This is a genomic window from Paraburkholderia sp. CNPSo 3274, from assembly GCF_024206475.1.
In the GTDB taxonomy this organism is placed as follows: domain Bacteria; phylum Pseudomonadota; class Gammaproteobacteria; order Burkholderiales; family Burkholderiaceae; genus Paraburkholderia.
The window spans coordinates 112011-137770 of record NZ_JAMBPR010000003.1 but is presented as its reverse complement, the minus strand read 5'-3'; the positions used below and the strand labels follow the sequence as shown (position 1 = coordinate 137770).

Genomic DNA, 25760 nt, shown 5'->3' with positions numbered 1-25760 from the left:
CGCTATGGAGATCGTCAGTTGGGATCGATCGGCGGCCCCGGCGGACCCGAGTTCACCTGCCTCATCGTGGGCGCGGCACCAGCTCCCTGTGCCGCGATGGAGCGCGAGAGGATCTCCCGCGCTTCGCCGCTCGACGAATCGACGGTCAGTGCGTGCCCCGCGTTATGCCAGGCGCACACCCACCGCCCATCGCGCGCGCAAAGCCGCGCGTAGCCAAGCAACGAATCGCGCTGATCTTCGCGCGACGTCAATTCGGCCTGCATTTGCAGCGCAGTGCCGTTGCCAGGCTGTTCCGCGAGCGCGGAATTGATGGCGCTGCGCGCGGGCCCAAGGCTGTTCTTGTCGAGGCTCGCACGCGCGCTCGCCAGACTTCTCGCGACGTCGGCGTGCGCGTATGCGGCGGACTTCGCTGCGGCGACCTTCTCCGCGTTGGCCTTCTCTGCCTTGATCTTCGCTGCAGCGAGCGAGCGCTCTTCGGCACTGCTCTTTCGCGCAGCAACGCTCGGCGGCACGGGCGGCGCGACATGAGCCAGCACAGGCGGCGGCGCTGTATCAACGGGAGGCGGCTTCACGCTGGCGACCGGCGCAGGCAACTGCGCGACAGCTACCGCCGGCGCGCTGCGTACCGTGTGCAGCTTCGTGTCGTGCGCGGCCGATGTGGCCTTGGGTCCGAGGATCGCACCCTCCACGATCTGGGCGCCCAGGGTCGGCTCCCGCTCGGTTCGATGCGAAATCACGTATGCGGTCAGCAGGAACGCGATCGACACCACGCTGCCGATGGCATAGAAAGGCAACCACGAACGTTGCGCGGCGGGCGCTTCATCGCGGACCTCGTAATTGCTGTCGCGCGGCGCGCCACTGAAACTGAATGCCGAAGGGCTCCACTCCGCACGCGCATGGCGCGCGAAACCATCGTGCCATTCGGGCACGGCGGATTCGCTTGCCGGCGACATGCGCGGGCCAGAGGAAGGTTGCTTCGCGCCGCACTGAGGGCAAATCATCAGTGGCGCATTAAAACCGGTCCCGCAGTATGGACATCCCCACGGACCAGACTTGGCTCGGCCAGGTTCGTTGAACATTGCAGGCATGGAAGCTTTGACAGGATGGTTTCGGGTTTGCTACCGGCGGCTGGTGCGCGTCGCAGCGGAGGCAACCAGGCGGCACGGATTCGAAGTATTCGCTGTAGTCCCTACTGTATTTCGCGGATCGTTGGACGGTTGTAACAAATAGTCGTTTTGAATATGGGCTACTTCGCCGCGAAGTTCAACCGGCAGAATCGGCCAGATGGCGGATAGGGACAGGCGGGATTTCGACCCCCGCTGGGGGTTCTCCGGCCGTGCCATGATGGCTGCGCCGCGCAGGCAAACGGGCCCGGTTGATGCGTCCCCACGCCGTGACATCTTGATACAGAAATCGTGTGGCTGATTGTCGCCGATACGCCATGAGCGGGCGTTCGCCATGCTCGCGCGGGCTATCTGGCCTTCGATTTGCGTGCCAAATCGCGATTGCGATGCCGCGGTTTTTTTACGGGCTTTAGTGACGGGAGCCCGCGCCGCGCAGCCTCACGCCTTCAACGCATCCTTGTAGACCCGGCCATCCTTCATGATCAGGCTCAGGTTCTGATCGGGGTTGGCCAGCAGCGTCATGTCCTGGAGCGGGTCCCCCGCCACGATCAGCAGATCCGCGTACGCGCCCTCCTCCAGCACGCCAAGCTTGTGCGGATACGGATTGCGCTCGCCCGCCAGCGCGAGCAACTGCCCGTTCGTGCCAGTGGCCATGCGCAATGCGTCGGCATTCGAATACCAGCGCGTCATATGCCCGAGCATCGTGCCTTGCCGGGTGGCCAGCACCTGCGAAAAGATCAGATCCGTGCCGAACGCCACCTTGAGCCCATGCTTGCGGGCGAGCTTGTACATGTTGTCGGTCCCGGCTGTCACCTCAAGAAACTTCTCGCGGCTCGACGGCGCCAACGGCGCCACATCCTCTTCGCTGGTAAACGGTTGCGTGCTCAACCATGTGTCGTTCTTCGCCAGGATTTCAGCAGTCCGATCGTCGATGAGGTGTCCGTGCTCGACGCATTGCGCGCCGGCAGACACCGAACGCTTCACCGATTCCGGCGTGTAGGCGTGCACGGCCACATAAGTGCCCCAGTCGGACGCGGTTTCCACTGCGGCTTTCAGTTGCGGCTCGGTGAACGTGAGCATGTCGATCGGACTGCGCGGCGTGGAGACGCCGCCGCAACCCACGATTTTGATCTGCGTGGCGCCGAGCATGAACTGCTCGCGCACACGCAGGCGCACTTCGTCGGCCGAGTCGGCAATGGCGGCGGCGCCGGTTCGTTCGATCTCGCTGATCTGGCTGCTCGTGCGCGGCACGTCAGTCAGCAGACGAAAGTCCCCGTGGCCGCCCGTCGTGGTGATCATCGCGCCGCAGGGGTAAATGCGCGGGCCGCTCAGCATGCCCGCGTCGATGGCCTGCTTCAGGGCGAAGGCGGGACCGCCTACGTCGCGAATGGTCGTGAATCCGCGCAAGAGCGTGCGCTGGGCCTCCGCGCCCGCGGCCAGGTAGACGAAACTCAGGTCGGACTGGAGGATGGTCGCGATCGGAACCGCAGCGAGAAGCGAATGCCAGTGCATGTCGATGAGGCCCGGCATCATCACCTTGCCGCCGCAGTCGATCACGCGGCCGCCCGACGCGTTCTGCGCGTCAGGCGAGCCCCGACGGAGCTGCGAGATGCGGTTGCCATCGACGACGAGGTACATGCCGCCCTGCAGCGCCGCGGACTTGCCGTCGAACAGGCGAAAGTTCGTGAACGTCGTGGGCTGGGCGCCAGGCGCAGCACCAGGCTGCTGCGCGCTGCTGAACTCGGGCAGCACCGCGCTCAACAGGGATGCGCCCATGCCAACCAAAAAGCCGCGCCGGGCAAGATCGGCGCTGATGCGGCGACTGGCGAACTCCGCGAGCGCCTTGTCGCCCAGGCATGCGGAGACTGGGCCGATTGCATTGCCGCGGCGGTTGATTCTGGAAGCCATAGATCACCTGTGAAAGTAAGCCACGTATTTATTCCGCATGCCTGACCACATCGTCCTTCGTCAACAGCAGCGCCAGCGGCCGCGTGGAGCTGAACGCAGAGAAGATGATCGTGAGCGCCACGGTTCCCGGCACGGCGAGAAATGCGCCGGGAATGCCCCAGATCGCCGTCCAGGTGGCGAGGCTCATGAGGATGACCGCGGGGCTCAGGTTCAGCGACCCCGCCATCAACCACGGGTCGAGCACGTTGCCCATCACGAAGTTGATCGCCGAAAGCGCAATGAGCAACGTGATCGCCTCGTTCCACTGCCCGAATTGAAGCGCGGCGAGCAACGCGGGAAGCGCAACGGAAATGAGCGACCCCGCATACGGCACGAAGTTGAGCAGCACGATGAGAACGGCGAGGAGCGGCGCGAACTCCAGCCCGACCAGATGCATGCAGATCCAGCTGAGAATGCCGAGCACCACGCCAAGCAGCGCTTTCAACGCCAGATACGTGCCGATCTTCGCGTTGATGGCGTCGATAACGGGTTCCATGTCGGCCTTGCCGCGCATGACCGAAGAGAGCTTGCGGCGGAACCGCCCCATCTCGACCATGAAGAACGCTGTGTACAGCAGAACGACGAGCGTCGTTGCCATGAGCGAAGAGAGCGAGCCGAGGAGCGAGGTGAGCAGCGACTGTACGTTGACGGTCGCGAGCAGTTCGCGGCGGAAGGCCGTCCACGAAGCCTCGGTTTCCAGATGAAACAGCGCGGTGATTTTCGAGAGCAACGCGAGCAGCGTGGCCTCGTACTTCGGCGCCATGGCGAGCATGCGGTCAGTGTCGGTTAGCAGCAGTTCGGTCGCGAGCCACGCGGCCACGAGTATGAGCGCGGCAGCGCTCCAGTAGCGCACGCCCGCGCGAATGCGCTTGCCCACGTGGGGCACGCGGCGCAGGATTTCGGCGAGCCCGTAGATCACGTACGACGTAATGATCGCGAATGCGATCGGCACCAGCACCGGGCGCCCGATATACAGCACCCATCCCGTGATGACGGCGATGACGACCACACAGGTGAACGTGACGAGATCCTGTTTCATAGAGATGCTTTGGATGACGAACCACGTTGCGTTGATGAGACGTTTGCAAGCCACCAACGCCCCGCCGTGCTTATCCGGCCCTCAATAATGCGTCTTCGGGGCGCGATCGGCCGCCACTTCGCAAGACTAGCCGCTTTGAAGAAGACTTGCGCGCTAGCTGGCGAGGAATCCGAACAACCGCGCCCCCATTTTCGTTGCGCGCACATCGACTCGTCGAACGGTCAAAAGATCTCGCTTTCCTTTAAGTCACGTTTAAGCAGCAAAAAGTACCTTACGCGCACCTTCATCAACCTCTTCGAAGACCATAGCAATGAGTACCATCAAATATCGGCGCCGGGGCCTGATCGCCGGTGTAGCGGTGGCGCTTGCCGGCGCCTGGGTCGTCAGCCACGAGCACGCCAGCGCGGACGAAAGCGGCATCACGAAAACGACGTTGTCGACACCCGTGCCCAAGACAGACGACGTCAAGGGCACGGCGCCGAACTTCTCGACGATCGTCGCGCAGTACGGCCCGGCTGTGGTCCACGTCGAGGTCGTCAAGGAAAACCCGGACTCCGAAGACGGCCATTCGGGCGCCCTGGGATCGGGCTTCATCGTGAGCCAGGATGGCTACATCCTGACGAACAATCACGTCGTCGAGGGCGCGGACGACGTGACGGTCAAGCTCACCGACGGCCGCAAGTTCCCCGCGCGCGTGATCGGCACCGACAAGGCCGGCGACGTGGCCGTGCTGAAAATTGCCGGCACGGGGTTCCCCACGGTGAAGATCGGCAATCCGGCGAACAGCAAGGTGGGCGACTGGGTCGTCGCGATCGGCTCGCCTTACGGTCTCGACAACACCGTGACCTCGGGCATCATCAGCGCGAAGTCGCGCCAGCTCTCGGAAGATAGTCCGACGCACCTCATCCAGACCGACGTGCCTGTCAACCCGGGCAATTCGGGCGGCCCGCTCTTCAACCTGAACGGCGAAGTGATCGGCATCAATTCGATGATCTATTCGCGCACGGGCGGCTTCCAGGGCCTCTCGTTCGCGATTCCCATCGACGAAGCCATGCACATCAAGGATCAGATCGTGCAGGGCGGCGGCAACGGCAATGGCACCACGTTGGCCCGCAATGCGCACCCGCGACTCGGCGTAGCCGTGCGCGCGCTCACCAGCAACGAAGCGCAGCAAGTCGGCGTGGACGGCGGCGTGCTCGTCGTGAAAGCGGGCGGTCCGGCAAAGGCGGCTGGCATCAGCGCGGGCGACGTAATCATCGCGGTCAACGGCATCGAGGTGGACAACGTCGAGCAGTTGCAAAGCATGATCGCGCGCGCACGCAGCAATGTGTCGATCGTCGTTGCCCGCGACGGCGAGCAAATGACCGCGCAGGTCGAGCTCGCACCGCGCGCATAATCCCTGGCCGGGTCCGGGCCTGACCCACCGCGTGTCGATTGCGCGACGATCACGGCCCATGGCCCGCCAGGTAGTCGATACGCTCGACGATGTACCCGTAGAAGGGGTTCCACGAGAGCCGCGTGAGGAGCCCCGCACCCACGATCAGCGCCCCGGTTTCGCCGCGTACGGACTGAGCGCCCAGATGGATGCCCAGGTCGTCGTTGGGATCGGGGTTGCGGCCGTACAGCGAATCGGTCACCGGAAACGGCAGCGCCACGTGTGAAAGCGAATAGACATCGAGCGGATAGTCGAGCCCCGTGGGTTCGACTTTCGCCGTTGTCTCGTTCGGCGGCGTGCTCTCTTCGACCACTTGCGGCGAGGTCGCGGAGGCGTTGGTGAGCACGGTCAGGCGGTAACGCAGCGGCGGCACCGGCGAGATTCGGCGCAGCGCGTCACGCATCGAAGCGCGCAGCAGCGGACTCCATTGCGCCGTGCGGTTGATGTCGAACAACACGAGCTCGCTGCCGTTGGCAGGCAGTTGCGCATACAGCGAACTGACGATCGCGCTCGTGCTCACCGTGAAGTCGAGCACGGACTGGAATGTGAGCGTCGGCGGCAACGCCGCCAGTTTGCCGCTGCGCGCCGCGTCCGCCACTTCCTGCTGGATCTTGCGAGTGACCCGCCATGACTGGCGTGCGCCGTTCACCGGAAACGAGTTGTACTTGAACGGATTGAATTCCGGCACGATGTCGAGCCACGCGGCTTTCGCAAACGCAGGCAAGATCGCAGGCAATGCCGCGAGCCCCGCAAAGCGCGCGAAACGCGTAATGCCGATCATCGGCGAGAGCAGGATCAGGTGGTCCGCTTTCGGCAGGCTCGGGTCGTCCAGCGCTTCGAGCGAGTATTGCAGTGCGAGCGCGCCACCGTTCGAAAAGCCTACGATATGCAGCGGCGCAGGCGCCGGCACGAGGCGCCGCGCTTCACGCACGGCGAGGCGCGTGGCCGCCTCCCAGTCTTCCGCCGTCACTTCGGTCACCCCCGACGGCACGGTGCCGTGCCCCGGCAAGCGCACCGCCACCACGGCGAAGCCATCTTGCTGATAGCGCTCTGCGATGTGCCGCAGGCTATAGGGAGAATCGGTCAGTCCATGCACCATCACGGCCACGCCGCGCGGCGCGCCCTGGGGCATGAGTGTGTACGAGCGGTTCCAGTCGGTGCGAAAGTGCCCGGGATAAATCGGGCTGCCCGAGAAATAGCGATTGGCGGGAATGCGTTCGTCTGCCGGCAGCTTGTCGGTCACATTTTTCTTCACCGAGTCGAACAGGCGGTTCTCGTTCGCGATGTATTCCTCCCACGTCGCGTGATCGATTTCGTGCGCGTGCATGTCTTCCGGCACATACGTGTGCCACAAGCTCAACGGCGCCTTGCGCTGCGCATCGTAGAACCGCACGCCGGCAATGCACACGAACGCGATCAGCACGAAGAGGAAAAGCCGCTTGATCCAGCGAAGGACCCACGCTCTCGTCAAGAAATTCGCCATGTCCGGTCAATGCCTCGCGAACGGATGGCCAGCCCTTTCTCGCGCTAGCGCGGGAAAACCGGCCAAATGAGCGGTACCAGCATTACGGTGATCACGAGCGCCCCGAGGGCAGCCGGCGAGCCCACCTTGAAAAATTCCCGAAACCGATAGCCGCCAGCCGTGCTGACGAGCGCATTCACGGGTGTCGAGATCGGCGACATATAGGCCGCCGATGCGGCAATCGCCGTCGTCATCGCGAACGGAAACGGCGACGCATGCAGGTGCGCCGCCATCGCGAGCACCACGGGCGCCATCAGCACCGCCGTTGCCGTACCGGAAATCACGGTGCCGATCACGAGCGTCAGCAGGAAAACGGCGCCCAACAAGCCATGCGCACCCCAGTTGCCGGCCACGCGCAGCACGGCGTCGGCGGCAATGTCGATGCCGCCCGTGCGCTGCAGCGCGATGGAAAACGGCAGCATGCCCACGATCAGCACGAGGCTGCGCCAGTGAATCGCGCGATAAGCGCTGTCGAGGCTCACGCAACCGAACGCGCCCATGAGCAGACACCCGATCAGCCCCGCGAGCACGTTCGGCACGCGCGGTGTGAGCATCATCGCGATGACGAGCGCCATGATGGCGAGCGCGTGCAGCGCCTTGTGCGGCACCGGCACGTAGGCGTCGCTTTCGACCGGCATGGCGAGACACACGATATCGCGCTCCACCGACTGCATCGAGAAGATGTCGATCCACGGGCCCACCACCAGCAGCGTGTCCCCGACTTTCAGCCGCGTGGCCTGTAGATCCTGCTCCAGCGCGGCGTCGGCGCGGCGCAGGCCGACGACCGTCACGCCGTGCCGGCGCAACGCTGCGGAACTGCGCGCGACGTTGCCCACGAGCGACGAGTCCGGCGGCACGATGACTTCGGCCATGCCCACGTCGTGGGTCTGGTCGGTGAAGTATGCGCCCGACATGCGGCGCATTGCGAGCGCATAGCGTGCGCAAAACGCCTGCACGTCGAAACGTGCGGACTCCACGTCGAGCAGCAGCACATCGCCGGGCGCGATGCTGCTGTCCGCGGTCGCCGGCAGCACCGTTGCGCCCATGCGCGCGCGCCGCTCGATCGCAACGACGTGCGCCACGGGGTCGTCGTCGAGCCCGGTGTGCCCGAGCGTCTGCCCCACGAGCGGGGAATCCGCGCCGACCTCCAGGCGAAAGGCGCGCCCTTCGAGCGAATAGCGCGCGACCCAGTCGTTCAACGACGGGCGCGTGGTCGCCTCCGCGCCGCCCGTGCCGTTCAGAAAACGCCTTGCGTACAGCATCCAGCCGATGCTCGCGGCGAGAATCGGCACGCCCAGCGGCGTGATGGCGAAGAAACTGAAGGGCCGGTAGCCGCGATAGACGAGCGCGCTGTTGATGACCAGATTCGGCGTCGTGGCGACGAGCGTGAGCATGCCGCTCGTGAGCGCGGCCATGCTGACCGGCATGAGCATGCGCGCGCGCGACACGCCCGACTGGCGTGCAATGCGAATGACGATGGGAATGAAGATCGCGACGACGGCCGTCGAACTCATGACCGAGCCCATGACGCCGACAATGGCCATGATCAGCACGACGAGGCGGCGCTCGTTGGACCCGCCGCGCTCGATCAGGTAGTCGCCCACGCGCTGGGCGACGCCCGTGCGCGCAAGGCCGTCGCCGAGCACGAAGAGGGCCGCGATGAGAACGATGTTCGGGTCCGAGAATCCGGCCAGCGCCTCGTTGACGGTCACGATGCCCGAGAGCGATAGCGCGACGATCATGATGAGCGCCACTGCATCCGAGCGGGGGCGGCCGATCAGGAACATCGCGATCGCGCAGGCCAGGCAGGCAACGGTCATCAAAAGGTCGGTAGACATGATTTCGCTTTGCCTGCTCAACGGGCCGGGGAAACCACTGCTACCGCAAATAGTGCCGGATTTTGAAAACTTACGTTTCAGCGCGGCCGTGGGTCAAGCTCACGCGTCATGCCCGCGAGGCCGCTGTTTTGATGTCATGTTTGTGAACGTCGAGGCCTTTACGCGTCTAGCAGCGAAACGCGATTGCGCCCCTGGTGCTTGGCCCGGTACATGGCTTGATCGGCCTGGTCGAGCAGCGAGCGCGCCAGCGCTTCCGGACTCGCGGCGCCGGTGTTCATTTCGCTGTTCAGCCGATACGCCGCCACGCCAATCGACACGCTGAGCGCAATGCGCTCGCCCTCGTCGTCGAGCACTTCGAGCGCCTCGACCGCATGCCGGATGCGCTCCGCAACGGCCAGCGCGTCGGGCAGCTCGCACATCAGCAGCGCGACGAACTCTTCGCCACCGTAGCGCGACACCGTGTCCCCCACGCGCACCTGCTGCTTCAGGCAGGTGCCAATGGCACCCAGCGCGAGGTCGCCGGTTGCGTGGCCGTGCGTGTCGTTGATCTGCTTGAAATGATCGATGTCGATGAAGAGGCACGACATGGGCGCCGCGTGCGAACTCGCGCGCCGAATCTCGTGATGCAGGCGCTCGTCGAAATAGCGGCGGTTCGAAAGGCCCGTGAGCGGGTCGGTCACGCCGGTCTTGCGCAGATGCTCGCGGTGAGCGACGTTGTCGAGACTCGCCGCCGCAACGCGGCTGAAGCGCGCGAGCAGATCGGTGCCCATGCTAGCGTCGAAACGCGCGGGGTCATCGCTTGCGAGGCACAAATAGCCGAGCACCTGGGTGCGGTTCAGAAGCGGCAACACGATCGCGCTGCCGATAGCGGTCCGCGCGTCGAAGAAGGTCTCGCTCACCGCGGGCTCAAGATCGCTCAGTTCCTTCACGCGCCCAAGCCACGGCTGGTTTCCCGCACACAGGCGCGACAACGCGAGGCCGCCCTGGAGCCCGGATCGCAGGTTCGCTTCGAGGTCGGCGCGCCCGCACTCAGATTCGAGCAGGTCGCGCAACAACGGCGTGCGGACGTCGAGCCAGATGCCGGCTGAAGCCAGCCGGAACACCTCGGGCAGATAAACGAATATCCCATCGAGAAAGGCGCACCAGTCGTGCGCGCCGATCAGGCGCAGTTCCACGTCCTGGAACGACTTCGATGCGCGCTCGTTGCGCTGGACGGTTTCGATAAGCGCAGCAAGATCCAGTGAAGGCTGAGTCCCGGGATGTGTCACGATGCATCGAGAATATTCCGAAGCCTGCTATTACGGCAGCTTGGGGACAGACTTGAGCGTTGAACGACGACAACCGCACTCCGGCGGCCTTTTCGAGCGGCGGAGCGGCCGGAACGGCGCTGCCCATGGGGTCGGGGCAAAACAAAAGACCGCTGTCCGTGAGGGCAGCGGCCTTGCTTACTGTGACGGACGGCTGTTATTTGGCCGGAGACCCGGTAGACGGGGTCGCCAGCGTGTTGTTGCCACCATACGCGGGGGTGACCGACGTCGCGCTATTGTTCGTGCTCGAATTCGGCGACGCGGCGCTCATGCCGCTGTCCGAGTTGGTGGCGCCTGGCGTGCCGTAGCCGCTCGTTGCATTGGTATTGGCCGCGGCGGGCGACCCAACGCTCGGGGTTGCCAGCGTATTGTTGCTCTGTGCATACGCACCGCCAGACAGCATGAGTGCGGCGACGGCCGCGATCAATGTGGTGGTTGTCTTGCTCATGACTCGCTCCTCCTTTGATTGGACTGGAATTCCGGCACAAACGATCCACCCTAATTCTCATTGGGCGGTCGTTATATGCGGCTCACGACGATCAAAAATCGCGTAACTGTTCGCAGTGGTTCAAATTAAGCAAACCCCTGCCAGTTGATAACAAGTTTAGGAAAGCAATCGCGGATAATTAAGCGCATTGTGCGCAACGATTTATTTCGTTTTTTGACAATTACCCGTAATGGCGTAATGGATTTTGGTCTCGAATCCGGGGGCTGCGCGATTCGATATGCGGTTCGGCCGCTTGACCGGACATTGGCGAGAAGCCTCTTTTTTGGCGCCCTGATTGAAATCCAGCTCAACGATTTACACCGCATTTTGCGAGACTACGTTTCGCATCCATATTTCGGAAAATCCGTCGCCTTCATTGCGGCACACATAATCGCCTTGCGCTATTTTCGTTGCATGCGCATCGACGTCGTTGTTCATCTCTGCGTTGGCCCAGCAAGGGACTTAGCGCGGCGCGGCTGCCGAAAATTTTCACGTCCAGCGAACGATCCCCTTGCCCATCATTCCATATTTCGACTACTATGGAAACATGGAAACGAACCAGACCATCGCCGCTCTGGCGGCACTCGCGCATGAGTCCAGGCTCGCGATCTTTCGCGCCCTCGTTCAGGCAGGCCCTGAAGGCTTGCCCGCAGGCCAGATTGCCACCCTGCTCGACGTGCCCCCGTCGTCGCTCTCCTTCCATCTGAAAGAGCTGTCTCACGCGCAACTCGTCACGAGCCGTCAGGAAGGCCGGTTCGTTTTCTACTGCGCGAACTTCGCGACGATGAACGGCCTGCTGGCCTACCTCACCGAGAACTGCTGTGGCGGCAATCCCTGTTCGCCGGTATCAGTGTGTTCACCCTCCACGGAGAAGCAGTCATGAAGCGCTTTCACATTCACGTCGCCGTTGCGGATCTCGCATCGAGCATCCGCTTCTACTCGGCGTTGTTTGCCGCCGAACCGACTGTCGTGAAGAGCGACTACGCGAAGTGGATGCTCGAGGACCCGCGCGTCAATTTCGCGATCTCGCAACGCGGCGCCGCACCCGGCCTCGATCACCTGGGTGTGCAGGTCGAGAACGAAGCCGAGCTGGCCGAGATGCACGCGCGGCTGGAAAGCGCGGCATTGCCAGTCGATACGCAGATGGATACCGCATGCTGCTATGCGAAGTCGAACAAGTACTGGAGCGTCGATCCGCAGGGCATCGCATGGGAGTCGTATCACACGCTGAATGAAATTCCGGTGTTCGGCGAATCGCGCAATACGCAGAGCAGCGCACCGGCCTCCGAAGGTGCCGCGTGCTGCGCGCCGTCGTGGGGCAAGCCGGTCGGCATTCCGGTCAAGTCCTCGTCGTGCTGCTGAGTGCGGCGCACGATCCAGCGGGAAAGCCATGACGACCAACGTATTGATCCTGTGCACGCACAACTCCGCGCGCAGCGTGCTGGGCGAAGCCATGTTGAATCACCTCGCTTCCAAGGTCGGCAAGAACGTGCGCGGCTTCAGCGCGGGTAGTGCGCCGGGCGGCCGCCTGAATCCCTTCGCCGTCGAGTCGCTTACGCGCGCGGGTATCGACGTGAGCGGCTACCGCAGCAAGAGCTGGGATGAGTTCGCCGCCAGCCGTGCGCCTGTCATGCGCATTGTCATCACCGTCTGTGACAGTGCCGCCGCCGAGACTTGTCCTTATTGGCCGGGCAGTCCTGTCAAGGCCCACTGGGGCTACGCGGATCCTTCTGTTGCGCCCGGTGGCGATGAAGGCAAGCGCCTGGCGTTCGAACTCACCCGCCAGGCGATCGGTTATCGCATGCTGCAACTGCTTGCGCTGCCGCTCGACTCGATGAGCGACGAGGATCTCCAGCAAGCGCTCACAGCGATCTCCGAATCATGACCGCAGTCATCGGTCTCAAGCGCAAGGTACTCGCCGAACTGATCGGCACGGCCTTGCTGCTGGCGGTCGTCATTGGCTCCGGCATCATGGCGCAGCGGCTTGCGGGCGGCAATACGGCGATCGCGTTGCTCGCCAACACGCTGGCAACCGTGGGCGGACTGTATGTGCTGATTGAGGTGTTTGGGCCCTTGAGCGGTGCGCATTTCAATCCCGCCGTCAGCGCCGTCATGGTGCTGCGCGGCGAACTGCATGCTCAGGAATTGCTGCCGTACATCGCTGCGCAACTCGTCGGCGCGCTGCTGGGTGCATGGCTCGCGCACGCCATGTTCGATCTGCCCATCGTCGAGCTATCGAGCAAGGTGCGCACCGGTACCGGACAATGGATTGCCGAGGCCGTGGCGACTGCAGGTTTGCTCCTCGTGATCCTGCGCGCGCCGGGCGAACGCGCCTCGATCATGGTGGCTGCGTATATTGGCGCCGCATACTGGTTCACTTCATCGACATCGTTTGCGAACCCGGCCGCCGCGTTCGGACGCATGTTCAGCGACACTTTTGCAGGCATTGCGCCATCCAGCGTACCGGGCTTCGTCATTGCCCAACTGTTTGGCGCAGCGATGGGCCTCGCGCTGCATACGGCCTTCGAACCGCGCAAGCAACGCGTTGGCCACCCGAACCTGGTCGAGTCGTCTGGCGAACACGGCGACGTTCGCTAATGCGCGCATGCGGCGCAGCCGCCGCTTCGCAATATGAAGCCTTCAGGATGATCCCGGAGACCTGTCTCCGGGCGGCGGCGCTTGCGCCCGACTGGGCGCAAGCCCGTGGTGAGCGATGATCAGGACTCGTTCGGACGCAGCGTCAGCGCGTTCTTGACCGACGTGACGCCCTGCACGCCCTTGGCGACTTCGGCGGCGTGTTCGATCTGCGACTGCTCCGGCACCGAGCCCTGCAGGACCACGGCGCCGTCACGCGCACGCACGGTGATCCTGGCAACGTCGATCTTCTTGTCCTTGGCGAGAACCGAGCGGACCTTGCGGCTGAGCGCGCGGTTAGCGGCCTTGGCCTGCTTCGATTGCGCCTGCGACGGGCTGGCCTGTTGCTGGGCGGCGGCGGCCGCGCCGCTCGCCGCGTCGTCCTGCGCATAGGCGTGCAGAGACGCAGCCACGAGCGCCGTCGCTGCGGTCAGCTTGAATACTTGAATAGCCTTCATGCAATTTCTCCTGTTGTCACAGTCTTGTTGTGGGCCCACGGAAGGGCCGGTGCACTACACCATTCACGACTAGGCATTCGCGCGCCAAAAACAGCGCTCGACGCAATGCCGCATTGTGTTGCGACGTCGCGTCCATTCGCGCGAGCGCGCGGCAAATTATAAGAATGAAAGGTGCGGTACAGGGCGGGGAAAATGCGGCTGAATCATTAGCTTGATATCGATGCCATCATGAAGTAGGGGCACGGTATGTGGTCACGGGTTTGTGGTCACATCGCCCTCGAACCCAATTGGGTCAGTCAACTATCGATCGGCCTCGACGCGCTTTTTCGCGGCCGGGAGACAAACGGAGCGCATATCCAGTCGCGCGTGGGCGGAAAAAGATTGCCAGGCGTCGCATATTTGCGACGCCGATTAGCTGCTCCACGCGAGCTGGAACGCGACGCTCCATGCGTACCCGATCGCACGAGGCTCGTCGCCGCTGCTCGTCACGCTCGGCGCGGCGCTGTTTGCGCATGAAGCGATCGGCCCCGTGCACGGTCTCGGGATCACGATGATTTCGGGCGGCATCATCGCGATCGCGCTGCAGGGGCGTCACGTGTCGCGCGCGGGTGCGCAGGCCGGCGGCCTCGTGTCGATCGGGGCGTATGGCATCGTGATCTGGGCGCTGCAATCGGGCGCGATGGGCGCAATATCAGCGTTGCGCGAGACCAGCGTGGTGTTCGCGGTGCTGATCGGGCGGATGTTTTTGCGGGAAGCGGTAAGTGGAACGCGCTGGCTCGCCTGCGTGGTCGTCGCGGCCGGCGCGGTTTGTCTGGGGCTTTGACGCGGCCTCGCGCACGTCATTTGCTACCGGTGCGTCATCATGCAACTGAGCGCAAAGGAGCGCCCCATGCTTAAACATATCGAAACCGAACTGCTCGACATCGCCTATGACGAACAAGGCGATGCGAACGGATGGCCGGTAGTCCTGCTGCACGGCTTCCCCTATGACATCCACGCCTACGACGGCGTGACGCCACGCCTGATATCCAAGGGCGCCCGCGTCATCGTCCCCTACCTGCGGGGATACGGCCCAACGCGCTTTCTTTCGCCCACGACACTTCGCTCGGGCCAGCAAGCGGCACTTGGCGCGGACCTGCTGGCGCTGCTCGATGCCCTTGAGATCGAGCGGGCCATCCTCGGCGGATACGACTGGGGCGGCCGGGCGGCATGCATCGTGGCGGCGCTCTACCCGTCGAGAGCGCGGGCGCTGGTTTCCGTCAATGGCTACAACATCCAGGATATCGCCGCTGCCGCGCAGCCAGCCGACCCCGAAAAGGAACACCGCATGTGGTACCAGTACTACCTGCATGGCGAGCGCGGCCGGGCTGGCTTGACTGAAAAACGGCGCGCGTTCTGCCGTCTCTTGTGGTCGCTATGGTCGCCGACCTGGCGCTTCGACGACGACATCTACGCGCGCACGGCAGCGTCGTTCGACAATCCCGATTTCGTCGACGTGGTGGTCCACTCTTACCGTCACCGTTTTGGACTGGTCGAAGGCGATCCCCGGTTCGACGACATCGAGCGCCGCCTGGCCGCCACGCCGCCGATCACCGTGCCCACGATCACGCTCGACGGAGACGCCGACGGAGTCCAGCCGCCCGGGGCAAGAGAGACAAGCTCGAAGCGCTTCAGCGGACGCCATGAGAACCGCATCGTGCCGAATACTGGTCATAACCTTCCGCAGGAGGCGCCAGAAGCGTTCGCCGAAGCAGTTCTCGACATTAACGCGTGGGCAGGTTGATGCCGCATCATCCCGCTGAAAACAAACCGCCGCGCTCTCGCGCGGCGGCCTTCGCCAGAATCTGGCAAGCGTGGTAACGGCGCGGAAATTTAGCCGAGCCCGCCCATCATCAGGTACTTCGTTTCGAGGTACTCATCGAGCCCGTACTTCGAGCCTTCGCGCCCGAGCCCCGACTCCTTCACGCCGCCGAAAGGCGCGACCTCTGTCGAAATAATGCCCTCGTTGATGCCGACCATGCCGCTTTCCAGTGCGCCCGCCACGCGCCACACGCGGCCGATGTCGCGTGCGTAGAAGTACGCGGAGAGGCCGAAGTCGGTATCGTTCGCCGCCTGGATCGCTTCTTCTTCGGTCTCGAAGCGGAACACCGCAGCAACGGGGCCGAACGTCTCCTCGTGCGCGAGCATCATGCCGCCGTGCGCGCCCGTGATGACCGTGGGCTCGTAAAACGTGCCGCCCAGCGCATGCGCCTGGCCGCCGCACACAATGGCGCCGCCCTTCTCGAGCGCATCGCTCACGTGCGCCTCGACCTTGCGCAACGCCGCGCCGTTGATGAGCGGCCCTTGCGTGGCGCCCGGCTCCATGCCGCCCGACACGCGCAACGCGCTCACTGCCTTCACGAGTTTCTCGACAAACGCGTCGTGTACGCCGGCCTGCACGTAGAAGCGGTTCACGCACACGCAGGTCTGCCCCGTGTTGCGGAATTTCGAGGCCATCGCGCCTTCCACGGCGGCATCGAGATCGGCGTCGTCGAACACGATGAAGGGCGCGTTGCCGCCCAGTTCGAGCGAGACCTTCTTCACCGTGTCGGCGGCCGCGCGCATGAGCAGCTTGCCTATGCGCGTCGAACCCGTGAACGAGATCTTGCGCACGGCCTTCGAGGCCATGAGCGTGTCGCCAATCGCAGGGGCATCGCCCGAAACGACATTGAACACGCCGCGCGGAATACCCGCCTCGAGCGCCAGTTCGGCGAGCGCGAACGCCGAAAGCGGTGTCTCTTCCGAAGGCTTGAGCACCATCGTGCACCCCGCGGCGAGCGCGGGGCCGGCTTTGCGCGTGACCATCGCGAGCGGGAAATTCCACGGCGTGATCGCACCGACCACGCCCACGGGCTCCTTCGTCAGGACAATGCGCGCGTCCTTCTTCGGAGCAGGAATCACGTCGCCATAGGCGCGTCGCGCTTCCTCCGCGAACCACGTGAGAAAGCTCGCCGCGTACGCCACTTCGCCCAGCGCTTCTGCGTACGGCTTGCCTTGCTCGGCCGTCATGATGCGCGCGAGGTCTTCGCGATGCGCGTGCATCAGCTCGCCCCAGCGGCGCACCTTCGCGCTGCGCTCCGCCGCCGTGGCGTCGCGCCACGCAGGGAACGCGTGCGAGGCCGCCGCCACCGCCTGCAGCGCTTCGCGCGCACCGGCGCGGGCCACTTGCGCGAGCGGCGCGCCGGTGGCCGGGTCGATGACCGCGTAGGTCGCTTCGCTCGCCACCCATTCGCCGTCGATAAAGCTCGATGTGCGCCACAGGCGCGTTTGCTTGAGTCCGTCAATCGTCAAGCTCGTCATGCTGCGATCTCCAGGCGTCGTGCCGCGCGCGGCACGCGCGGAATGCGCGCGCTCACGTAATCGTTGATCACGTCGCACGGCGTATAGTTGCGCTCGAGTTCGTAAAGCTCGTCGGTGCTGAGTTGCGTGTCGAGCGCGGCGAGCGCGCTTTCGAACTGCGCGACGGTGTCCGCGCCCACGAGCATCGACGAGATGCCCGCGTGACCCAGCACCCAGGCCTGCGCGATCTGCGCGCACGACACGCCGCGCGCCGCCGCGACTTCGGCCACCGAACGCGCGATGTCGCGTGAGGCTTCATCGTCGTACATCTGCACAGTGAAGAAGTCGGTCTGGTTGCGCACCGACTTCGCGTCGCCGGAAAGAAGGCCGCGCGCGAGCGGACTGAACACCGACACGCCCACGCCCTGATCCTGGCAGAACGGAATCATCTCGCGCTCTTCCTCGCGATACGCACAGTTCAGCTGCAGTTGCATATTGATGGGTCGTGCGAAGTTATAACGCTCGCACGCCTGCAGAATCCTGGCGAACTGCCATGTGAACATCGTCGAAACGCCGATATAACGCGCCTTGCCCGCGCGCACGATGTCGTTGAGCGCATCCATCGTTTCTTCGACGGGCGTATTCACGTCGAAGTAGTGAAGCATGTAGACGTCGACGTAGTCGGTCTGCAGCCGGCGCAGCGACCCGTCAATGCCTTCCATGATGTGCTTGCGCGAATGGCCCTGGTTGTTCGCCCCATTGCCGATCGGATAACCGACCTTGGTCGTGAGCACGAGTTCGTCGCGCTGCGCAAGCCGCCGCACGATGCGCCCCACCACTTCCTCGCCCACGCCAGTCGAATAGAAGTCCGCGAGATCGATGAAATTCACGCCGGCTTCGAGCGCGCGGCGCACGATGGGCTCGCTCTGCTCTTCGTTGTAGATCCAGGGCTTCCACTCGGGCGTGCCCATGTTCATTGTGCCGAGGCACAGGCGCGACACCTTCAGGCCGGAGCGGCCAAGTTGCACGTATTGCATCGTAGTCACCTGTAACGATTGGCGCGGCTCAAGCCGCCTTGACCTTCGGCGTGTAGAACGGATTGCTGATCTGATCCTTGATCTTCGCAATGTCGTCGAGCCTGGGCAGGCCATTCATCGCGGCGCGAATGGCCGTCTTGCAGGCCACGTAATTGTTCTCATACACGGCGTCGAGGTCGTCGCACGACCAGTTCACCCAGTTCGCCGTGACGATGCACCATTCGTTCTCCGCTTGCGGCGGCAGCGTGCCGTCGAGCATCGCTTCCGTCACCGCCTTCGCGATGGCCGCTTGCGAGGCGCCCCACGTGGCGTTGCCGTGCAGGTCGCCGCGAATGTCGGCCTTGTTCACGTAGAGCGTGGCGGGCTTGACCGGCACGTTGGGCTGCGCGACCACCATGAACGGCACGTGGCCTTGCGAAGGCGACGACAAGCTGTTCGTGAACGCCTGCCCCACGGGGCCATTGCGCGGGCCGATCATGATGTTGATGTGGGCAGCGTTTACGCCTGGTCCAGCGAAACCTTCGCCGATATAGACTTGCAGGTCTTTCATGTTTGACTCCGTCTCCTGTGTCATGAGTTCGAATTTGGCCAGACGCATTCCAGCACACGCCGCACGCGCCCAAAAGCTATGAAATCTCATGGGGGCATGACGCGCAGTCATCGCTCTCGCAGGGGTCATTCGCGTGATGAAGGTGGCATGAGATCAGGTAATGCATCGATGACTATTCGTTGCTTCGCAACCCGAAATGCCACGGCTAGACTCTGGTCGGATTGATTCGAAAAGCTGCGGCCCCACGCTGGCCCGCGCATACAATTCCAATCACTGGAGACGACATGAGACATATCACGCTGGCAGGCGTGCGTATTGCCGCCGCCCTCGCGCTGACCTGCGCGGCCACGAGCAGCTTTGCCGCCCCCGGCTGGTGCCAGGCGGGTAAAACCGTGAAGCTCGCGCAAATCACCTGGGAAAGCGGCGCGCTGATGACCGAGATGGTGCGCACGGTGCTGGAGAAGGGTTACGGCTGCAAGACCGAAGTCGTGCCGGGCGCCACGGCCGCCACCGAAACGGCGCTCACGAAAGACGACCTGCAGGTGTGGGCCGAGCACTGGACGGGCCGCAGCCCGATCGTCGCGCGCGGCTTGAAGGACGGCAGCGTGAAGCTCGTGGGCGAATTGATTCCCGGCGGCGACAAGGAAGGCTGGTACGTCCCCGACTATGTGATTAACGGCGACGCAAAGCGCGGCATCAAGCCCATGGCGCCGCAGTTGCGCTCCGTCGCGCAACTGCCGCAGTACAAATCCCTCTTCACGGACGACGAAGAACCCGGTAAGGGCCGCTTCTACAACTGCCCCGCGGGCTGGGATTGCGAGCGCTTCAACAACCGCCTGCTCACGGCCTACAAGCTTGGCGACGACTACACGAACTTCCGCCCCGGCACCGGCGGCGCGCTCGACGCGGCGATCGCCTCGGCCTACGAGCGCGGCAAGCCCATTCTCTTCTACTACTGGCAGCCCGCCGGCCTGATGGCGAAATACCACTTCGTGCAACTGGAAGGCGCACCGTATTCCGACGCCTGCTGGGACACCATCGCCGATCCCAAGGGCACGCCGTGCGCTTCCGCGTTCAAGGTGTCGCATCTGAAGATCGCGGTCTCCACGCCGTTCTACGACGCCGAGCCGGACGCCGTCGCGTTCTTCGGCAAGGTGAGCTTGCCGCTCACGCTCGACGAACAACTGGTCCAGCAGATGCACGACAAGAAGCTCGACGCCTCCACGGTCGCGCGCACGTTCTTCGAGCAGCATCCGGAAATCTGGAAGCAATGGGTCACGCCGGAAGTCGCGGCGCGGGTGCAGGCTGGCCTGCGCACGTAAGCAACCACACCGGCCGCACAGCGGTACGCATCACATGACACACGCAGAATGAGGCTCACCATGGGATCTCCCTTTCTTCACCTCTCGATCGCCGACTGGGTCAACGATCAGGTCTCCGCGTTTGTGCAGCGCTACGGCGACGCGTTCCACAACTTCAGCGTGCTCATGCTGCGCGACCTGCTCGTGCCGCTCGAAGGCCTGCTGCGCGCCACGCCGCCCATCGTCGTGCTCGCCGCCGTGGGCCTGCTCGGCTGGCATGCCTCGCGGCGCATTGGCGTGGCACTGCTGTTCGTCGTGCTGCTCTGGCTGATCGGCTGCTTCGGGCTGTGGGACAAGCTCATGCAGACCTTCGCGCTGATGGTCGTCGCGACGCTCATCTCGGTGGTGCTCGGTGTGCCGCTCGGCATCCTGGCGGCTTCGAGCAGCGGGCTGCGCCGCGTGCTGCTGCCGGTGCTCGACGTCATGCAGACGCTGCCCAGCTTCGTGTACCTGATTCCGGTGCTCATGCTGTTCGGCCTCGGCAAGGTGCCCGCCATTCTCGCCACGGTCGTCTATGCGCTGCCGCCGCTCATTCGCCTGACCGACCTCGGCATCCGCCACGTGGATGCGGAAATCGTCGAAGCCGCGCGCGCCTTTGGCACCACGCGCATGCAATTGCTCTTTGGCGTCCAGCTGCCGCTCGCACGGCCAAGCATCATGGCCGGTATCAACCAGACCACGATGATGGCGCTTTCCATGGTCGTGATCGCCTCGATGATCGGCTCGCGCGGTCTTGGCGAAGACGTGCTCGCGGGCATTCAGACGCTCGACGTGGGCAAGGGCACCCAAGCGGGCGTCGCCATCGTGATTCTCGCAATCGTGATCGACCGCATCAGCCAGGGTTACGGCCAGGGCCGGCGCACACGCGGCCTCGCTCGCAAGTCGAAGCAGCCCTCGCGCATTCCGTTTCGCCGGGTTCGCGAACAGGAAAGCGAAAGCGCTGACGCGGCCAGTACCAGCGACCTGACGAGCCAGCCGGCCAAATAATGAACGCGAAGGCACAAGCGCCGGCACAATGGCGGAAGCCCGCCCGGCGCATCCAGCATACGCAATGAGCATGGAATGAGGTAACGATCATGAGCGGCATCGAAGTCAAGAACGTCTACAAGATCTTCGGCACGCGCGAAAGCAGCCAGCGCGTGCTCGAGCTGCTGCGCGGCGGCGCGGGCAAGGCCGAGGTTCTCGAGAAGACGCGCTGCAACGTAGGGCTCAACGACGTGAGCCTGTCGATCGGCTCGGGCCAGATCTTCGTGATCATGGGCCTTTCGGGCTCGGGCAAGTCCACTCTGGTGCGCCATTTCAACCGGCTCATCGAGCCGACCGTGGGCGAGATTCTCATCGACGGCAAGGACGTGCTCAAGCTCTCCGACAACGGCCTGCGCGAATTGCGGCGCTACGGCGTGAGCATGGTGTTCCAAAGCTTCGGACTCCTGCCTCACCAGACGGTGCTCACCAATGCCGCGTATGCCCTCGCCACGCGCGGCGAAAAGAAAGCGGCGGCGCACGCAAGCGCGCGCGAATGGCTCGGCAAGGTGGGCCTCTCGGGTTATGCGGACCACTATCCCGACGAGCTTTCGGGCGGCATGCGCCAGCGCGTGGGCCTCGCCCGCGCGCTCGCTGCGAACACCGACGTGCTGCTGATGGACGAAGCCTTCTCCGCGCTCGATCCGCTCATCCGCACCGAAATGCAGGACCAGCTGCTCGAACTCCAGGCCACGCTCAAAAAGACCATCGTATTCATCACGCACGACCTTGACGAGGCGCTGCGCATCGGCAACCAGATCGCGATTCTGCGCGACGGGCGCCTCATCCAGTGCGGCACGCCCGAAGATATCCTGCACCGCCCCGCCGACGACTACGTGCGGCGCTTCGTCGAGCGCCGCGCCGGAACGACGCACTAAGCCACCGTACATGCGGGCGCTCATCGGCCTGCTGGGCGGCTATACGATCCTCGTTTGCGGGAACAGCCTCCTCACGACGCTGATCTCGCTGCGCATGCTGCACGGCGAGCGCACCGCGCTCGACGTCGGCCTCGTGCAATCGTGCTATTACGTCGGCTTCATCGTGGGCGCGCTGGGGCTCGGGCCGATCGTCGGGCGCATCGGGCCGCAGCGCGCCTTCATCGGCTTTGGCGCGCTCGCCGCACTCGCGGCGCTCGGCTATCTCTCCTTCGATTCCCCTGACATTTGGGCCGTGCTGCGGCTCATCACCGGCTTCAGTATGGTCGGCGTGTTCACCTCGATCGAAAGCGGCGTGAACGGCGCCGTGCCGAACGAACGGCGCGGGCGTGCGTTCGCGTTGTATCTCGTGCTCACCTATCTCGGCGTGAGCGCCGGGCAATTCCTGCTGGGCGTGGGCGCACCCGGCGGCATTTTCGAGCATGCGCTCGTGAATGGCTTGTTCGTGACCGCGCTCATACCGGTGGCGTTGATCGGCGAGTGGCAACCGGCCGAAGCCGCGCTGCCCGCGCCTGCTGCCAAGGCGCCGCCTTCCGCGCTCGCCACGCCGAAACGCCCCACGCTGCTGCTCGACGGCCTGCGCGAACTGCACCGCGTCGCGCCGCGCAGCGTGCCGGCCTGCATCGGCGCGGGGCTGCTTTCCAGCGCGTTCTATGCGCTCACGCCGGTGTATCTTGCGCGCATCGGTTATCCCGCCAGCAGTATTTCGCGCGCCATGGGTGTCGTGCTGATCGGCGCCCTGCTTTCGCAATGGCCCGTGGGGCGGCTCTCCGACCGCCTCGGGCGGCGCGCCACGCTCGGCGTGATCTCGCTCGTCTCCGCGTGCGCGGCCGCGGCGCTCGCCGTCCTGCGCGCACCGGCTTTCGTCGATACGCTCCTTTTTCTCTACGTCGCGCTCACGTTCACGCTCTACGGCGTGATCGTCTCCGACGTGAACGACCGTGTCGATCAGGCGCGGCGCGTGCAGACGAGCGCGACGCTGCTGCTCGTCTTCTCGCTCGGCGGCGCGGCCGGTCCCACCGTCGCTTCGCTGTTCATGCGTCTGTTGGGGGCGGGCGGGCTCTATGTGTTCGCGCTCGTCGTCACGCTTGCGCTCGCCGCGCTGTCGCGCGCGCGAGGTGTCTGAATGGCGGTGCGGGCCGGTATACTGCGTCGTTTGCAGGAGGCGTCGTTTCGAGATGGCGCCTGGAGCGAGGAGACGACCTTGAAGCGAAAGATGCCGGCACTGAACGCCCTGAAGGCGTTCGAGGCGGCAGGCACGAGCGGCAGCTTCACCCGCGCCGCCGAGCAGCTGAACGTGACGCAGAGCGCCGTGAGCCGCCAGGTGCGCCAGCTCGAGGAACAGCTTGGCGAGGCGCTGCTCGAGCGCCATCACCACCGGCTCGAACTGACCGAAGCCGGGCGCGCGCTGCTGCGCACGCTCCAGCAGTCGTTCGACCGCATCGAATTGACGGTGCGCACGATCCAGCAGAAGAGCGACCTCAACCGCCTGCGCGTGAACGCGCCGCCCACCTTCGCGAGCCGCTGGCTCGTGCCGCGCCTCACGCATCTGCAGGCGCGCCATCCCGAACTCGAACTGAGCCTCACCACGCATCTGCAGGACAGTCTTGCCGATTCGACGGCGCTAGACTGCGCGATCCGCTTTGGCGATGGCGAATGGGAAGGCCTCGACAGCTCGCTGCTGATGCACGAATCGCACATCGCGGTGTGCGCGCCCGCGCTGCTCGCGCAAGGGCCCGTCGACCTCACGCAGCAAACCTTGCTGCACGTGCTCGCGGACGATAACCAGCGCTATCTCACATGGCGGCACTGGCTCGACGCGGCGCGCATCGAGGACGTGGACACGTCGGGCGGCTACGAATTCGACCTGCTCGATCATGCGATCCGCGCGGCTATCGAAGGGCTCGGCGTCACGATGGCCGACCGCCACATGATCGAGCACGAGCTGGCCCAGGGCCTGCTCGCGCCCGTGCGTGACATCCACGTGGACGGCCGCCAGTCATACTGGTTCGTGGTGCGGCCCGAACAGAAGGCTTCGAAGCCGCTCCAGCTTTTCCGGCAATGGCTTCAGGACGAAATTGCGGCCATGTGCTGACGGCCCTGCGCAACGGCCTTCGCGGCAATGGCCTGATCGGCGTCTTCCAGAATCAGATCCGCGCCCTTTTCCGCGACCATCATCGTCGGCGCGTTGGTGTTGCCCGATGTGATATTCGGGAAGATCGACGCATCCACCACGCGCAAGCCTTCGATGCCATGCACGCGCAGGCGCGCGTCCACCACCGCCGTGCGCGGGTCCGGCCCCATCGCGCAGGTGCCGCACAGGTGATAGATCGACCCGCTTTGCTCGCGGAAGAACTTGAGCATGCTCGCGTCGTCGGTCACTTCGCCGGCGGGCGTCACCTCGGCTTCGGTGATGTCCTGCAATGCGCGCGCCGTCATCAGCTTGCGCACGAGGTGGCTGCCTGAAATCGCCTCGTCGCGGTCCTTCTGCGTCGAAAGGTAGTTGCCACGAATTTTCGGCGCGTCTTCCACGTTCGACGAAGCGATCTCCACCGAACCGCGGCTCGTGGGCCGGCAAGGATTGAAGCAGACGAGAAAGCCCGAGTACGGCTCCGGCGTGAGCTGCGCCCGATTCGACTTCGGAATCCGATACGAAAGCGGATTGAAGTACACCTGCATGTTCGGGTGTGCCTCCTCCTGGCTCGTGCGGAAGAAACCGCCCGACTGGTTCACGCTCATCGAGAACGGACCCTTGCGCTGAAACACGTATTGCAGCCCGAACTTCAGCTTGCCAGTCCAACTGCTGAATGAATCGTTGAGCGTTTTCACGCGCGAACGATAGTAGAAGCTCACGCACAGATGGTCCTGCAGGTTCTGCCCGACAGCAGGCAGTTCGTGCACCACGTCGATGCCGTGCTTCGCGAGCAGCGCGCGCGGGCCCACGCCCGATAGCTGCAACAGCTTGGGCGAATCGACCGCGCCAGCCGCGACGATGACCTCGCGGCTCGCCTGGAACGTGCGCTTCACGCCCTGCTGCACGATCTCCACGCCCACGGCGCGTTGCTTCGCCTCGTCGAACAGCACACGCGTGGCACGCGCATGATGCTCGATCTTCAGGTTCGAGCGCTGCCCCGCACGATGCAGGTAGGCCACGCTGCTTGAATCGCGCTTGCCGTCGCGCGTATTCACATCGTAGATGCCCACGCCTTCGAGCCGCGCGCCGTTGAAGTCCTCGTTGCGCTCGTAACCGAGCTGCGTGCAGCCTTCCACAAAGGTGCGGCAAACCGGATGCGCGCCATCCTTCATCGGCGTGATGCGCACCGGGCCGTTCGCGCCATGCCAGGGGGTGTCGCCGAGCGGATGCGATTCGAGCTTGCGGAAGTACGGCAGCACTTCCTGGTACGACCAGCCCGCATTGCCCGCCGCGGCCCAGTCGTCGTAGTCGCGCGCGGCGCCGCGCACATAAATCATGGCGTTGATCGCGCCCGAGCCGCCCAGCACCTTGCCGCGCGGCGCGTAGATCTGCCGGCCGGCAAGCTCCGGCTCCGGCTCGCTGTAATACATCCAGTTGTACTGCTCGTTGTAGTACAGCTTGGCGAACCCGATAGGGATCTTGAACCAGAACGAATCGTCCGGTCCGCCCGCTTCGAGCAGCAGCACCGAATGGCGCCCGGAAGCGGAGAGCCGTTCCGCGAGAATGCAGCCCGCCGAACCGGCGCCAACGATGATGTAGTCGTAGTTCATC

The 25760-nt window shown here is 64.4% G+C and carries 23 protein-coding genes and 1 pseudogene; 12 read left to right on the top strand and 12 right to left on the bottom strand.

The annotated features are described in order from the left end of the window. Positions 1–14: 14 nt before the first annotated feature. The 3 genes from M3I54_RS02890 to M3I54_RS02880 form a co-directional block, all read right to left on the bottom strand. A complete protein-coding gene (locus tag M3I54_RS02890) occupies positions 15–953 on the bottom strand; it encodes a hypothetical protein (RefSeq protein WP_254332875.1) in 939 nt (312 codons plus the stop codon). A 609-nt stretch (positions 954–1562) separates the two neighbouring features. Next, the gene (locus tag M3I54_RS02885; RefSeq protein ID WP_254332873.1) at positions 1563–3032 is read right to left on the bottom strand and encodes an amidohydrolase family protein; all 1470 of its coding nucleotides are present in this window, start codon (positions 3030–3032) and stop codon (positions 1563–1565) included. 28 nt (positions 3033–3060) lie between these two features. Next, a complete protein-coding gene (locus tag M3I54_RS02880) occupies positions 3061–4110 on the bottom strand; it encodes an AI-2E family transporter (RefSeq protein WP_254332872.1) in 1050 nt (349 codons plus the stop codon). A gap of 310 nt (positions 4111–4420) precedes the next feature. Here M3I54_RS02880 and M3I54_RS02875 point away from each other — a divergent pair, with 310 nt between their 5' ends. Further along, positions 4421–5506: a trypsin-like peptidase domain-containing protein gene (locus tag M3I54_RS02875; protein ID WP_254332871.1), complete on the top strand. Its 1086-nt coding sequence runs from the start codon at positions 4421–4423 to the stop codon at positions 5504–5506. Between the two features lie 49 nt (positions 5507–5555). On the opposite strand, the gene M3I54_RS02870 is transcribed toward M3I54_RS02875, so the two are convergent. The 4 genes from M3I54_RS02870 to M3I54_RS02855 all read right to left on the bottom strand — a co-directional run bounded on the left by M3I54_RS02870 (position 5556) and on the right by M3I54_RS02855 (position 10660). Next, positions 5556–7016, bottom strand: a complete 1461-nt coding sequence (locus M3I54_RS02870; protein WP_254332870.1) for a carboxylesterase — start codon at positions 7014–7016, stop codon at positions 5556–5558. 56 nt (positions 7017–7072) lie between these two features. Continuing rightward, a complete protein-coding gene (locus M3I54_RS02865) occupies positions 7073–8905 on the bottom strand; it encodes an SLC13 family permease (protein WP_254332869.1) in 1833 nt (610 codons plus the stop codon). Positions 8906–9063: 158 nt separating this feature from the next. Beyond that, entirely contained in the window at positions 9064–10173 is a 1110-nt protein-coding gene (locus tag M3I54_RS02860) for a GGDEF domain-containing protein (RefSeq protein ID WP_254332868.1), read from the bottom strand. Between the two features lie 196 nt (positions 10174–10369). Beyond that, a complete protein-coding gene (locus M3I54_RS02855) occupies positions 10370–10660 on the bottom strand; it encodes a hypothetical protein (RefSeq protein ID WP_254332866.1) in 291 nt (96 codons plus the stop codon). A 586-nt stretch (positions 10661–11246) separates the two neighbouring features. Here M3I54_RS02855 and M3I54_RS02850 point away from each other — a divergent pair. Genes M3I54_RS02850 through M3I54_RS02835 form a run of 4 tightly spaced genes read left to right on the top strand, consistent with a single transcriptional unit; the run spans position 11247 to position 13297 of the window. Continuing rightward, positions 11247–11582, top strand: a complete 336-nt coding sequence (locus M3I54_RS02850) for a helix-turn-helix transcriptional regulator (RefSeq protein WP_254332864.1) — start codon at positions 11247–11249, stop codon at positions 11580–11582. Beyond that, complete coding sequence (locus M3I54_RS02845) at positions 11579–12061, top strand: ArsI/CadI family heavy metal resistance metalloenzyme (protein WP_254332862.1); 483 nt, start codon at positions 11579–11581, stop codon at positions 12059–12061. Before M3I54_RS02850 ends, M3I54_RS02845 begins: the two co-directional genes overlap by 4 nt. Before the next feature lie 28 nt (positions 12062–12089). After that, complete coding sequence (locus tag M3I54_RS02840) at positions 12090–12584, top strand: arsenate reductase ArsC (protein WP_254332860.1); 495 nt, start codon at positions 12090–12092, stop codon at positions 12582–12584. Continuing rightward, positions 12581–13297, top strand: coding sequence for an MIP/aquaporin family protein (locus tag M3I54_RS02835; protein ID WP_254332857.1), 717 nt, complete (start codon positions 12581–12583; stop codon positions 13295–13297). Before M3I54_RS02840 ends, M3I54_RS02835 begins: the two co-directional genes overlap by 4 nt. A 119-nt stretch (positions 13298–13416) precedes the next feature. Here the strand turns inward: M3I54_RS02835 and M3I54_RS02830 are convergent, their stop codons facing one another. Further along, positions 13417–13791: a BON domain-containing protein gene (locus tag M3I54_RS02830; RefSeq protein ID WP_254332855.1), complete on the bottom strand. Its 375-nt coding sequence runs from the start codon at positions 13789–13791 to the stop codon at positions 13417–13419. A 415-nt stretch (positions 13792–14206) separates the two neighbouring features. Here M3I54_RS02830 and M3I54_RS02825 point away from each other — a divergent pair. Then, positions 14207–14614: pseudogene (locus tag M3I54_RS02825) on the top strand (EamA family transporter); the annotation flags it as partial. 66 nt (positions 14615–14680) lie between these two features. Beyond that, positions 14681–15574, top strand: a complete 894-nt coding sequence (locus tag M3I54_RS02820) for an alpha/beta fold hydrolase (RefSeq protein ID WP_254332853.1) — start codon at positions 14681–14683, stop codon at positions 15572–15574. 89 nt (positions 15575–15663) lie between these two features. Here M3I54_RS02820 and M3I54_RS02815 read toward each other — a convergent pair whose 3' ends face one another. The 3 genes from M3I54_RS02815 to fae are packed head-to-tail and all read right to left on the bottom strand — an operon-like array spanning position 15664 to position 18696. Continuing rightward, positions 15664–17130 carry an NAD-dependent succinate-semialdehyde dehydrogenase gene (locus tag M3I54_RS02815; RefSeq protein WP_254332851.1) on the bottom strand — a complete coding sequence of 489 codons (1467 nt, stop codon included), beginning with the start codon at positions 17128–17130 and terminating at the stop codon, positions 15664–15666. After that, a complete protein-coding gene (locus M3I54_RS02810; RefSeq protein WP_254332849.1) occupies positions 17127–18146 on the bottom strand; it encodes an aldo/keto reductase in 1020 nt (339 codons plus the stop codon). Before M3I54_RS02810 ends, M3I54_RS02815 begins: the two co-directional genes overlap by 4 nt. A 28-nt stretch (positions 18147–18174) precedes the next feature. Continuing rightward, the gene (gene fae / locus M3I54_RS02805) at positions 18175–18696 is read right to left on the bottom strand and encodes a formaldehyde-activating enzyme (protein WP_254332846.1); all 522 of its coding nucleotides are present in this window, start codon (positions 18694–18696) and stop codon (positions 18175–18177) included. A gap of 284 nt (positions 18697–18980) precedes the next feature. Between fae and M3I54_RS02800 the strand changes: the two genes are divergently transcribed. From M3I54_RS02800 to M3I54_RS02780, 5 genes are all read left to right on the top strand, one after another. Beyond that, on the top strand, positions 18981–20018 hold the full coding sequence (locus M3I54_RS02800; protein WP_254332844.1) for an ABC transporter substrate-binding protein: 1038 nt from the start codon (positions 18981–18983) through the stop codon (positions 20016–20018). Positions 20019–20078: 60 nt separating this feature from the next. Next, positions 20079–21044 (top strand): proline/glycine betaine ABC transporter permease, encoded by a 966-nt coding sequence (locus M3I54_RS02795; protein WP_254332843.1) that lies wholly within the window; start codon positions 20079–20081, stop codon positions 21042–21044. A gap of 89 nt (positions 21045–21133) precedes the next feature. Next, positions 21134–21958 (top strand): glycine betaine/L-proline ABC transporter ATP-binding protein, encoded by an 825-nt coding sequence (locus M3I54_RS02790; RefSeq protein WP_254332842.1) that lies wholly within the window; start codon positions 21134–21136, stop codon positions 21956–21958. A gap of 10 nt (positions 21959–21968) precedes the next feature. Next, a complete protein-coding gene (locus tag M3I54_RS02785; protein WP_254332841.1) occupies positions 21969–23141 on the top strand; it encodes an MFS transporter in 1173 nt (390 codons plus the stop codon). 90 nt (positions 23142–23231) lie between these two features. Further along, a complete protein-coding gene (locus tag M3I54_RS02780; RefSeq protein ID WP_254333019.1) occupies positions 23232–24110 on the top strand; it encodes a LysR substrate-binding domain-containing protein in 879 nt (292 codons plus the stop codon). Here the strand turns inward: M3I54_RS02780 and M3I54_RS02775 are convergent. After that, on the bottom strand, positions 24083–25759 hold the full coding sequence (locus tag M3I54_RS02775; RefSeq protein ID WP_254332840.1) for a GMC family oxidoreductase: 1677 nt from the start codon (positions 25757–25759) through the stop codon (positions 24083–24085). The two genes, M3I54_RS02780 and M3I54_RS02775, sit on opposite strands and share 28 nt — an antisense overlap. Between the last annotated feature and the right edge of the window lies 1 nt (position 25760).

Coding starts and splice junctions, on each gene's coding strand:
- M3I54_RS02890 (WP_254332875.1), bottom strand. CDS start 953: ATGTCGCCGGCAAGCGAATCCGCCGTGCCCGAATGGCACGATGGTTTC.
- M3I54_RS02810 (WP_254332849.1), bottom strand. CDS start 18,146: ATGCAATACGTGCAACTTGGCCGCTCCGGCCTGAAGGTGTCGCGCCTG.
- M3I54_RS02830 (WP_254332855.1), bottom strand. CDS start 13,791: ATGAAGGCTATTCAAGTATTCAAGCTGACCGCAGCGACGGCGCTCGTG.
- M3I54_RS02800 (WP_254332844.1), top strand. CDS start 18,981: ATGAGACATATCACGCTGGCAGGCGTGCGTATTGCCGCCGCCCTCGCG.
- M3I54_RS02880 (WP_254332872.1), bottom strand. CDS start 4,110: ATGAAACAGGATCTCGTCACGTTCACCTGTGTGGTCGTCATCGCCGTC.
- M3I54_RS02790 (WP_254332842.1), top strand. CDS start 21,134: ATGAGCGGCATCGAAGTCAAGAACGTCTACAAGATCTTCGGCACGCGC.
- M3I54_RS02885 (WP_254332873.1), bottom strand. CDS start 3,032: ATGGCTTCCAGAATCAACCGCCGCGGCAATGCAATCGGCCCAGTCTCC.
- M3I54_RS02855 (WP_254332866.1), bottom strand. CDS start 10,660: ATGAGCAAGACAACCACCACATTGATCGCGGCCGTCGCCGCACTCATG.
- M3I54_RS02865 (WP_254332869.1), bottom strand. CDS start 8,905: ATGTCTACCGACCTTTTGATGACCGTTGCCTGCCTGGCCTGCGCGATC.
- M3I54_RS02875 (WP_254332871.1), top strand. CDS start 4,421: ATGAGTACCATCAAATATCGGCGCCGGGGCCTGATCGCCGGTGTAGCG.
- M3I54_RS02785 (WP_254332841.1), top strand. CDS start 21,969: ATGCGGGCGCTCATCGGCCTGCTGGGCGGCTATACGATCCTCGTTTGC.
- M3I54_RS02775 (WP_254332840.1), bottom strand. CDS start 25,759: ATGAACTACGACTACATCATCGTTGGCGCCGGTTCGGCGGGCTGCATT.
- M3I54_RS02820 (WP_254332853.1), top strand. CDS start 14,681: ATGCTTAAACATATCGAAACCGAACTGCTCGACATCGCCTATGACGAA.
- M3I54_RS02840 (WP_254332860.1), top strand. CDS start 12,090: ATGACGACCAACGTATTGATCCTGTGCACGCACAACTCCGCGCGCAGC.
- M3I54_RS02835 (WP_254332857.1), top strand. CDS start 12,581: ATGACCGCAGTCATCGGTCTCAAGCGCAAGGTACTCGCCGAACTGATC.
- fae (WP_254332846.1), bottom strand. CDS start 18,696: ATGAAAGACCTGCAAGTCTATATCGGCGAAGGTTTCGCTGGACCAGGC.
- M3I54_RS02780 (WP_254333019.1), top strand. CDS start 23,232: ATGCCGGCACTGAACGCCCTGAAGGCGTTCGAGGCGGCAGGCACGAGC.
- M3I54_RS02845 (WP_254332862.1), top strand. CDS start 11,579: ATGAAGCGCTTTCACATTCACGTCGCCGTTGCGGATCTCGCATCGAGC.
- M3I54_RS02815 (WP_254332851.1), bottom strand. CDS start 17,130: ATGACGAGCTTGACGATTGACGGACTCAAGCAAACGCGCCTGTGGCGC.
- M3I54_RS02795 (WP_254332843.1), top strand. CDS start 20,079: ATGGGATCTCCCTTTCTTCACCTCTCGATCGCCGACTGGGTCAACGAT.
- M3I54_RS02850 (WP_254332864.1), top strand. CDS start 11,247: ATGGAAACGAACCAGACCATCGCCGCTCTGGCGGCACTCGCGCATGAG.